Annotated in this window: 15 protein-coding genes; 12 read left to right on the forward strand and 3 right to left on the reverse strand. The window is 54.3% G+C overall.

Annotated features, from left to right (window positions below; all coding sequences use genetic code 11):
- The 11 genes from HMPREF9720_RS01010 to HMPREF9720_RS01060 form a co-directional block, all read left to right on the forward strand.
- On the forward strand, positions 1-439 hold a 439-nt coding region (locus HMPREF9720_RS01010; protein WP_254654347.1), incomplete at its 5' end, for a hypothetical protein.
- A gap of 16 nt (positions 440-455) precedes the next feature.
- Positions 456-1,445: an ArdC family protein gene (locus HMPREF9720_RS01015; protein ID WP_009596279.1), complete on the forward strand. Its 990-nt coding sequence runs from the start codon at positions 456-458 to the stop codon at positions 1,443-1,445.
- 68 nt (positions 1,446-1,513) lie between these two features.
- On the forward strand, positions 1,514-2,344 hold the full coding sequence (locus tag HMPREF9720_RS01020; protein WP_009596278.1) for a DUF4121 family protein: 831 nt from the start codon (positions 1,514-1,516) through the stop codon (positions 2,342-2,344).
- An 11-nt stretch (positions 2,345-2,355) separates the two neighbouring features.
- A complete protein-coding gene (locus tag HMPREF9720_RS01025) occupies positions 2,356-3,405 on the forward strand; it encodes a hypothetical protein (protein ID WP_009596287.1) in 1,050 nt (349 codons plus the stop codon).
- Between the two features lie 69 nt (positions 3,406-3,474).
- Positions 3,475-4,017, forward strand: a complete 543-nt coding sequence (locus HMPREF9720_RS01030; RefSeq protein ID WP_039939492.1) for a hypothetical protein — start codon at positions 3,475-3,477, stop codon at positions 4,015-4,017.
- A 195-nt stretch (positions 4,018-4,212) separates the two neighbouring features.
- The gene (locus tag HMPREF9720_RS01035; protein WP_009596284.1) at positions 4,213-4,578 is read left to right on the forward strand and encodes a hypothetical protein; all 366 of its coding nucleotides are present in this window, start codon (positions 4,213-4,215) and stop codon (positions 4,576-4,578) included.
- Positions 4,579-4,692: 114 nt separating this feature from the next.
- On the forward strand, positions 4,693-5,052 hold the full coding sequence (locus HMPREF9720_RS01040; RefSeq protein WP_009596280.1) for a hypothetical protein: 360 nt from the start codon (positions 4,693-4,695) through the stop codon (positions 5,050-5,052).
- Positions 5,053-5,070: 18 nt separating this feature from the next.
- Positions 5,071-5,361, forward strand: coding sequence for a DUF4120 domain-containing protein (locus HMPREF9720_RS14910; protein ID WP_009596277.1), 291 nt, complete (start codon positions 5,071-5,073; stop codon positions 5,359-5,361).
- A gap of 320 nt (positions 5,362-5,681) precedes the next feature.
- The gene (locus HMPREF9720_RS01050) at positions 5,682-6,008 is read left to right on the forward strand and encodes a DUF6922 domain-containing protein (RefSeq protein WP_014774786.1); all 327 of its coding nucleotides are present in this window, start codon (positions 5,682-5,684) and stop codon (positions 6,006-6,008) included.
- Positions 5,963-6,670 (forward strand): nucleotidyl transferase AbiEii/AbiGii toxin family protein, encoded by a 708-nt coding sequence (locus tag HMPREF9720_RS01055; RefSeq protein WP_009596285.1) that lies wholly within the window; start codon positions 5,963-5,965, stop codon positions 6,668-6,670. Before HMPREF9720_RS01050 ends, HMPREF9720_RS01055 begins: the two co-directional genes overlap by 46 nt.
- A 167-nt stretch (positions 6,671-6,837) precedes the next feature.
- Entirely contained in the window at positions 6,838-7,116 is a 279-nt protein-coding gene (locus HMPREF9720_RS01060) for an HU family DNA-binding protein (protein WP_009596283.1), read from the forward strand.
- A 67-nt stretch (positions 7,117-7,183) separates the two neighbouring features.
- On the opposite strand, the gene fsa is transcribed toward HMPREF9720_RS01060, so the two are convergent.
- Positions 7,184-7,840 carry a fructose-6-phosphate aldolase gene (gene fsa, locus HMPREF9720_RS01065; RefSeq protein ID WP_014774785.1) on the reverse strand — a complete coding sequence of 219 codons (657 nt, stop codon included), beginning with the start codon at positions 7,838-7,840 and terminating at the stop codon, positions 7,184-7,186.
- Between the two features lie 434 nt (positions 7,841-8,274).
- Between fsa and HMPREF9720_RS01070 the strand changes: the two genes are divergently transcribed.
- Entirely contained in the window at positions 8,275-8,496 is a 222-nt protein-coding gene (locus tag HMPREF9720_RS01070) for a DUF2795 domain-containing protein (protein WP_009596288.1), read from the forward strand.
- A gap of 383 nt (positions 8,497-8,879) precedes the next feature.
- Here the strand turns inward: HMPREF9720_RS01070 and HMPREF9720_RS01075 are convergent, their stop codons facing one another.
- Positions 8,880-9,224, reverse strand: coding sequence for a DUF4186 domain-containing protein (locus HMPREF9720_RS01075; RefSeq protein WP_009596282.1), 345 nt, complete (start codon positions 9,222-9,224; stop codon positions 8,880-8,882).
- 188 nt (positions 9,225-9,412) lie between these two features.
- Positions 9,413-9,889, reverse strand: a complete 477-nt coding sequence (locus HMPREF9720_RS01080) for a relaxase/mobilization nuclease domain-containing protein (RefSeq protein ID WP_009596286.1) — start codon at positions 9,887-9,889, stop codon at positions 9,413-9,415.
- Between the last annotated feature and the right edge of the window lie 93 nt (positions 9,890-9,982).

Here is a 9,982-nt window from a genome sequence, read left to right on the forward strand (position 1 = left end):
TACTGTTATGAATAAGATTTCAGAGATTCCGGAACAAGAGTCCATTCCGGAAAACCCGGCAGTCGAAACGTCCGCCGATCCATGGCGCTGCGAAGAATGCGGTTCGCTCGAAGTGTCCTACCGAACATGGGTGGACAGCAATACGGGACAAGTTGCACCGGCAGCTCCCGAGCAGGATGATTTGTGGTGCGACGGATGCGAAGAGCACACGTACCAGATCCGCGAAAGCGAATTGATGTCCGATACGGTCGAGCCGTGGTGGAATGACGGAACGACAGAAGAAGACCGGGAAATTATCACCGGACTGAATCCGGAAAATTTCAGCCCGAAGGATGATCGCAAGGCTTTCCGCGATGCCTGCGACATGTGGTGGAACGGCAGGACGAACGACGAGAAGATCCGTCTTTGGCGGCAAGCTACCGCTCCGGAGGAAGAATAACGTAAAGATAAGAGCCATGAATAAGAATCTGATTGAAAAGATCGCTCCGCAGTTGACGGAGCTGATGATAAAGAAAATGGAGACGCTCACCGAGGAGTGGCGCAAGCCGTGGATTGCCGACCTTGCGCACGGTCTTCCGCGTAACCTGCGCGGCACGCACTACCGGGGCGGGAATATCCTGATGCTGCTGTTCCTCTCGGAGATCGCTGGCTATCGTACGCCGCTCTTTATGACCTTCAAACAAGCCAAGGAAGAGGGGTTGAACATCCTCAAAGGCTCCGGTTCGTTTCCGGTCTTCTTCTGGAAACTCTATATCCGCCACAAAGAGACCCGTAAGAAGATTGAGTTGGCGGAATACTACCGCCTGCCGCAGGAGCAGCGGCGGCAATACGACGTGCTGCCCGTGATGCGCTATTACCCGGTCTTCAACATCGACCAGACGGATATGCAGGAGCGGCATCCGGAGCGATATTCCTCGCTTACGACACCGACCGGGCCGAAAGACTACTCGGACGGTTTGGCTTGCGAGCCGCTGGACCGGATGCTGATGGAGCAGTCGTGGCTCTGTCCCATCCTGCTCAAATCCGGTGACAGGGCTTCTTATTCACCGACGCTCGACCGGATCGTCTGTCCCGAAAAACGGCAGTTTCCGGAGGGCGCGGCATTCTACACGACACTTCTCCACGAAGTCACGCACAGCACGGGGCATGCGGAGCGTCTGAACCGTTCTTTTGGCGCTTGCTATGGCGATGCCGATTATATCCGGGAGGAACTGGTCGCCGAACTTACGGCGGCCCTGTGCGGCGCGATGCTGGGCTTCGCCACGACGCCCCGCGAGGAGAGCGCTGCCTATATCAAGGACTGGCTGGCGGAGTTCCATAAAGAGCCGACCTACCTGTTCGACATCCTCACGGACGTGAACCGGTCGGCACGCATGATTTCCGAACGGCTGGCTGTAGAGCAGGAGCCGGAAACCCCGGATGCGATTCCGTCCGAAGCTGCCTAAACCTTGATAAACAAATCGTTTAATCTGCGCTGCGGCCGAAAGGTCGCGGCGTTTTTATTATCAGCAATATGCAACAATCCAAAACCGAAGATCGGTACAGCTGCGAAACGCTGCTGCCGATGAATACGCTTTACGACCATGAACACCACCTGACGCAAGAGGACGTGGACATGGCCAATAAGCTGGTGCGGCATATCGAACATACCCGTAACCCGCGTATCCCGCAGGTCGGCGACCGGGTACGCTATACCACACGCCACGGTGACTTCCACAGCAACGCCCTGATCGAGGCTGTCCGTGAAGACGGAATGCGCTCGATCTGCCTGTGCCCTTACGTGCCTTTCGTGTGGGCGACAGCCGGCGGTATCGGCTGCGCGGTCAGCGGAGGGCCTTTTACAGCCATGATGCCGCAAGAGCTGAAGCCTTCCGGTGCTGTGCCGGGAGATTTCTGTGCTTGGGGCCATTGCGGCGCCTGCGGCAACGGAGTTGTCCGGTTCAGCGCCGAGGTTCCGCTGTGGGAGTTCCGGGAAGGCGATCCGCTCTATGGTGATTTCACGACCGAGAAGTGGCGTAAGATCAGACTCTATAAGGATGCAGAATGCCGGAACGGCGATCTCTACCGGGGCGACTGCATTTCGTTTCGGACGGAGAAGGAATTTCAAATGTTTCTTTCTGATTACGAAGGAACCGCATTCGCAGCTCCCGGCCCGAAATCCGTCATCGTCTGGTGCTATCGGGACGAGCAGACCGCCGTATCGCAAGAGAAATGGGATGCGCTCGATGCTCCCGTTACAGAGCGGCGCATCTACAACGCGCCCCAACCCGTAAAACTCGTCAAGGATCACGGGCGGCACACCACGGTCTGCTATTTCGTCAGACCGGAATTTTCTTATAAATAACTTGATTCTCTATGACTATTAAAAACAAAGAAACACTCGAAAAACTGCGCACTTATCAGATCGGTGTGATCCGCTCGGTCATCGCCAGCCGGCAAGGGCGCCTGGGAACCTATTCGGCCGATGCGACAGACCGCGAGAGGCTGGCAGATACGGACGGCCTCGCCTATGAAGAGTATTACGAGTCGCCCCTTACAATCAGATACGACGGTCTTTATCGCAATGTAATCTCCCTCGAATTTTGTGAGGACGGGCTGACTCCCGTCTGCCTGATGAACGGCGGGGATGATTTCCCGCTTCCGCTTGAAAATCTCTCCTGCGATACCCTGCAAGGCATCGTCGAATGGCTGGAAGAATACGATTTCATCCCGTCCGCCGAAGCTGCGCCGCAGACGACAAGCGACCTTACGGCAGATTTCGTGGAATGCAGCCTGCCGGAATATCCTACGCGCTACGACGTTTTCCGGCTGGGTGAATTGCAGAACTTCCTCGATGGCCATGAATCCCCGGAATTCGGACTGGACTGCGACGAAGCCGCCGCGGAGCGCGACCGTCTGCAACTCCGGATCTATGCCGAGGCCATCACCGCCTTTATGAAAAGGCAGCCCGCAGCGCTTCCGGGCAATGTGTCCCTGCGCGACTATGCCGAGGCGCTGGTCGATATCGCCTATGAAGCTGGGCGCAGGAAATTCCGGCCCTCGGACAACTTCCGCGATACGGCTGCGACGCTCATTGCCTGGGGCGACGAGTTCTCCCGGCAGCACGGAGATGCAAACCGGACGGAGAAGGAATACCTCGACGAGATTTACCGATTCACCGACGAGAAACTGCGAAGCGTTCCGAGTAAGAACGATCCGAATGCGGAGTTCGACATCGCCTTTCTGAACCGTGCGGCACTCGAAAGGCACGGATACGATACTGCGACGATTACGGACGGCGATCTGCAGGAGTTGGCCGGACGGATGGGCGATTATTATTGCGAGAGCAGCAAGTTCAGCGAAGATCTGCGTACGGCCTGCGGCGATTTCGGATTGAAGCTCCGGGACACGACCAATCCGAAATAACACGACACTTCACGTATTGTCAAATCAGGCCGCAGCCCTAAAGCTGCGGTCTTTTAATTGCATATCATTATGAGCTATCAGATTATAACACGTATCACTATTACCCCCGACCTGCGGGTGATGGTGCGCATGGCGGCGAACAACATCCGCCCGCTCGACTTCCGTTACGACGAGGTCGTATCCCTGACAGAAACACTGCGCACGAAAGGCCGTCCGACGCTCGAACTGGAACTGCTGTCGCTTTTTTTCAAGGGCCTTTGGCAGGGCCGAACCCGCTATGACCGGGCTGTCGGTTACACGCTGCTGACCGACGGCATCGACAAATACGAGGCGTGGGAACGCTGCCGCGGGGACAAGGAGTACGAACGTGGCCTGCTGCTGCGCATGCGGGGCTTCCTGCACTACCGTCCCGTTCCGTGCCGCTGCCATCTCGAATATCAAAGAAGCCCTGTGCGGCGTATTTATGTCGGATACATCTCTTTTTCGCGGCAGAGGCGCCGCATCTTTCCGAGCGTCCTCGACGCGCAGGCCGCGCTGTTCGCAAAGGGCTGGAATCCCGACAAGTTCCAAATCGTCGAAGAAGAAACGAACCCTAAATCCGAAATACAATGAAAACCTATCGCATCAACAAGAACGCCGCGCGTCTCGCGCAGGGGACGGGCTTCGCTCCCGAATTGATCTATAACATCTCGCTTGTCCGGTTTCAGGGCCGTAACGGCCGCTGTATCGCGGCATGGACACCGGGGATGAAGCGCCCCCCCCCGGTATGTCTACAAGGCCCACACCCCGGAAGAATACGACAAGGCTATGGAGCGTATCCGGCAGGAGGCCGAGCGCTTCCGGCGCCATGACGAAGCCGTAGCGCGGTCGAGTGAGGAGTTCCGACGTTCGCTGCGCGTCGGCGACATCCTCTACTCGTCGTGGGGCTGGGAGCAGACCAATATCGACTTCTATCAGGTCATAGCGATCCGCGGCAGCGCGGTAGACCTGCGGCAGCTCGACCAGCGAACTACCGAAGACGGCTATATGTGCGGAACGACCGTCCCGCTGCCCGATGTTTTCAAGGGCAAGACCCATACGCACCGTCTGTCGAAAAATTATATCCGCATCGACTCATACCGTACTGCGTGGAAATGGGACGGGCAGCCCCTGCGGTGCAGTTGGTATGCATAATATAATGCTATTGAGAATATCATTACGCGCTACCGCCTGCATAAAACGCAGTGCGACAAGCGCCGCAAGGAGATCGATCGGGAGATTGAACATCTGAAGCAAGAACGGGAGCGGTTGAATGATCCGCATTGGACGGAAGGGCTGCTCCGTCCGGTCATGGCGGAGATCGTCCGCCTGACTCCTGAGATCGACTGGGAGAATAACGACGAGTTTTATCCGATAGACCTGCGTGGTGCTATCACGGTTTTCGGCAGAACAAAGCGGGGAAGACCTGTCTGCATCACCTTTACCGAGTCCGGACACGATTTGCAGTTCGATTCGGGGCAGATACACAACTCTTTCTCATTGAAAGTGCTGAAGGATATTGGCGGAACGAACAACATTATGGAATCTGTCGGCGACGGAGAACCGCTGCTGCATTATATCCGGCAGCGGATGCTCTTTCTGGAACAACACCCCGGAATGGGGAAATAGACCTAAAAATCAAGCCTTATGAAAATCATGTGTCAGGAGCACTACGATAAGGTAGTGCAATACGCCGAAAGCATCGGCGACAGCACGCTTCGGGAATGTTTGGAGCGCCTCGAACGCCGTGAGCAAAATCCCCATCATCCGTGCCAGATCGAACTTTACAGGGACTTCGCGCCCTATTCGTTCCTCTTCAAGGAACGCTATCCCGACGGGAGTCTGGGCGTTGTCGGCGGATTGGTTTATCATGGATGTCCGGATCGGTCGTGCTGTTTTATCGACCGTCCCTTTCACGGCTGGGCGACCCACACCTGAAAAACCGGTTATTTATGCGTATGAAAATTTTGCGCTATGCTGCAGACAGGGACAATCGGTTCGGAGATGTCCGTACCACCGTATCCGACCTTCGTCGGGGAGTGTATATCCGATTTGTCCCATGTTTGCTGCGGCGAATGACGAGCGATAAGACACAACTCTTGAAGGCGTATGCCGGACAAAGCACGGAAATTGCATATCATCAGGATAATTCGTATATTTGGCTTCGCCGAAGATACTCCGCCTCGGTAAACTCAAAACAAGTTTTGGTTTACTCTCGGCTTATCCGTATCTTTGTAAAACGAAACGAACTCCGGCTCATGACCATATTCGATGACTATATCCGAAATAAAGGCTGCTGCAAGGTCTCAAAGACATTACTTTGGGACTATGACTTGACGCAGTTCGACTGGCAGCGTTCGCGTAAGGTCGTCGTGCAGCGCATCATAGAACGGGGATGGCTCCGGGACTACTTCGCGGCGTTCGACCTCTACGGAGGCATCGAAGGCTTCCGGGAAATTATCAAAGAGGTTCCGACACTCTCGGCGCAGGATATGAATTTCGTATGTACGGCTTTCGGCCTTAAAAAAGAGGAATTGAGATGTTACACACGCAGACAGTTGCGCCGCAGACACTTGGGTTGTTGAAACAGTTGGAGGCCGAGCCCCGGCTTGCGGCGTTCAATCTGGCCGGAGGTACGGCTTTGGCCTTATATCTGGGGCATCGTGTGAGTGTCGATCTGGATCTGTTCACTCCGGAGTCGTTCGACGCCGGGGAACTCGAAGCGTTTCTTTCGCAGCGATACGGATTCCAAACGGCCTTCAGGCGCCCCGACACGCTGAAAGGCATGATCGACGGCGTTAAGATCGACTGCATAGCTCACAAATATGCATATCTCCGGCAGCCCTATGCGGAATCCGGAATCCGTTTATACAGCATCGAGGATATCGTCGCCATGAAGCTGTCTGCGATAGCCGACGACGGTTCGCGGCTCAAAGATTTCGTGGATATCGCCTGTCTGTCCACCCGCATCCCGTTTTATGAGATGCTCAAATGCTACGAACGAAAATTTCCGCAGGCAAATGTCATCCGCCCGTTCAAGGCACTCACATATTTCGATGACATCGATTTCGGTGAGGATATCGTCATGCTGAATTTCGAATACGACTGGAAACAGATCGCCCGACGACTGAAAGAGATGACAGTCCGCCAAGAGCATATTTTTTCGCAGTGGCCGTTAAAAGAACAGAAACGTCCCGTAGCGGAGGACAAGGATATGACCTCTATGAAACGGGGTCGGAAGAGATGAATCCGTATCCATGTTAAAAATGTCCGAACCCGGATTTTTATTTTCTAATATCACGATGCGCCGTTCTGCGGCAATACAATAAACCTGTTGGTATAATCATCGGATTGTCGATGGGCTTTTTTCAGTTCGGAAGTTTGTTTATCTTTGTCGGACAAAAACTTACAAAAATGACCAAAGCAGATATCGTAAAGCAACTCGCCCAGGAAACGGGCGTCGAAGCCGTGACCGTTTTAGCCGTCGTGGAAGGTTTCATGGAAGAGGTGCGAGCCGCACAGATCCGCAAGGAAAACGTTTTCCTCCGCGGTTTTGGTACGTTCCTGATTAAGCATCGCAAAGAAAAGACGGCGCGTAACATTACGAAGAATACGACGATCAAAATTCCGGCACACGACATTCCTGCATTTAAGCCTTCTCCCGCCTTCCAGCGGCTTTTGGAAAAGAAATGATTGCCACAACGCCCCGATTCGGATGTTCGAATCGGGGCGTTGCCGTTTTATCGCTGCCGGTGACCCGTCAGGCATTCAGGCGTGCATGGTCTGCGAGGAACTTCTCCAGCCCGCTGTCCGTCAGCGGATGTCTGAGCAGCCCTTCGATTGCCGCAAGGGGGCATGTCGCCACATCGGCACCCGCATCGAGACACTGGATAATATGCTGCGTATGACGGATCGAAGCGGCCAGCACCTGCGTTTTGTAACCATAGGTGCGGTAGACCTTCACGATGTGGGCTACCAATGCCACGCCGTCTTCGGAGATGTCGTCGAGACGTCCCACGAACGGAGATACATAGGTCGCTCCGGCCTTTGCCGCCAACAGCGCCTGCCCCACGGAGAATACCAGCGTGCAGTTCGTCCGGATATTCTTCGCCGCGAAGTATTTTACGGCCCGTATTCCTGCGGCCGTGCAGGGCAGTTTCACGACGATGCGGGGATGCAGTGCCGCCAGCGCCTCACCCTCTCGCACCATTCCTTCGAAGTCGGTGGCTATGACCTCGGCGCTCACGTCCCCTTCGACGATGTTGCAGATTTCAACGTAATGACGGTTGCAGTTCTCCGTACCCCGGATGTTCTCTTTGGCCATCAGAGAAGGATTGGTCGTTACGCCGTCCAGAACGCCCAGTTCATGCGCCTTGCGAATCTGCTCCAAATTGGCTGTGTCGATGAAGAATTTCATGGTTCGATAGGTTTTAGGTTTCCATAAAGATACGAAAATTCCATATAGGTTATACCGGATAATATCCGATTTTACATTGCGGAAATTCTTTACGACGCTGTCAGTGTCTGGAAAAAGTCCGTCGGCGGCTGTACGGCGGCATGCTGTCTTCCCGGATACCTCGGGCGGCGACATATCTCCGGTTCGGATTCACGAACCTTTGCGGGGATCGGAATTCTCGTTGCGATTTTCGGTTCTTCTCCCCGGGATACCGCATAGTCCTATACGCCGGACACATCCGTAGAAATCGGATGTTAGGACATTCGAACGTCCGGAATGTAGGCCGTGGGGATCGTTCCGTTTGCGGGCATCGTTTTTTTGCTTTACCTTTGCATCCCTGTAAGGAAAAGCCTTGTTTTTCCGGAAAATTCAGAGAGATAAAACTTTACCGAATCATGTATTGGACACTTGAACTGGCATCGAAACTCGAAGATGCCCCCTGGCCCGCAACGAAAGATGAACTCATCGACTATGCAGTACGTTCGGGTGCGCCGCTCGAAGTGCTCGAAAACCTGCAGGAGATAGAAGACGAGGGTGAAATCTACGAATCTATCGAAGACATCTGGCCCGACTACCCCTCCAAGGACGATTTCTTCTTCAACGAAGATGAATATTGAGTTTCCTCAAGCTGCATGAAAGACACCCCGGTACGGTCTGAAAACCGTACCGGGGTGTCTGATTGTTCGGAAACGAACAGCCTTTCAGAGCCGCAGCGTGCGGAACCACGTCTGAATATCCTCTTGCAAAGTGCTCCTGTAAGATCGCCGCACGGATTCGAAACATTCCCACTGCTGCATAAAAACCTCCGCACCGGACAATTCCGGCCGTGGCATGCAGCATCGAAAAATGCCTGCGGGAGCACCGCCCTGTCCATCTTAACGGACGAAAATACTACCGGCCTCGCCGCTTTATCTCCTTACAGCAGTTTTGTATCCAACGGATTCCCCGTCGGAAATTCCCACCGTCTGATGCCTGGCTCCGTTACGTTCGATCCATGCCGTCAATACCGCAACGATATATCGTTGTTCTTCAGTCGCCAGTTCCCCCCGGGCGGGATGCCATGCCACTTGGCCAGACATCCCCGGCAGCAGCAGGCCGTGGCGTGCTGGGCGATAAAGACCGGATGCCCGCGCATCGGGGTCTGCCGCCCGTCATTGGGAATAACGGCCGGAGCGAGGCGTGTGCGCACGAAATCTGCGGCATGACGCCGGATAGTCTCCATGCCTTTTCGCTCGATATAGGCGATATCTTCCGCTTTCAGACGAAATCTTCGGCGGAACTCGGATGTCGCCAGCCGGGCGAACAACGCATCGAAGGATTCTGCCGCATGGGTATTTTCAATCATTTTTCTCCGCAGATTAAGTCAGCAACAAAGATACGAACAGTCAATGCGTTTTTATCCGTTCCTGCGGGGATTTTCGCTCGGGGTATTCCGGGAACAGTATCAGCCATGCCAATCCGACGGCTGCCGGCAGCGACAAAATTCCCGTCGTCAGACAAAAGGCTTTCAGCAGATGGATATACATCGGACACCTACTTTTGGCGTTCCCCGAGCGTCAGGCCGTATTTGAAAGACAATGCCTTGCAAAAGCGGACATTCCGGAAACGTTCGTTCCTGTCGGGAATCAGCTTCCCGTCATTGCATATCCGGTTGTAAACGATATGCAAATGAGGATGCGCCGTGTTCGTGTGGCGTACGATAACATACTGTGTATTATCGATCCCCATGCACTGCATATATTCCCGGGCGATTTTCACCATCCGAAAATCCGTCATCTGCGGAGCATCGTTCGGGTGGAACGAAAGCGATATGTGCCCGGCAGCTTTGGCAACCGGATCATGCAGCAACGTCTGATCTTCGAAGTCGGAGATCATCTGTTCCAGCCACTCCTCATTATGGTAGTCGCCTACCAATATCCCTTCGCAGGCGATCAGCCGGGAATGATCGTTTTTGAGGACATATTCAATCACAGTCCGCAGCGATTCGCTTTTCGAGAGTTTGCCGATCATCGCTTTAGAGCAGTTTGGCATCCAATAATTCCTTGGCCGCTATCTCCACTGTCTGATGGCGGGCTCCGTTTTTCTCGACGATTTCCAGCAAAA

The sequence above is a fragment of the Alistipes sp. HGB5 genome, assembly GCF_000183485.2.
In the GTDB taxonomy this organism is placed as follows: domain Bacteria; phylum Bacteroidota; class Bacteroidia; order Bacteroidales; family Rikenellaceae; genus Alistipes; species Alistipes finegoldii.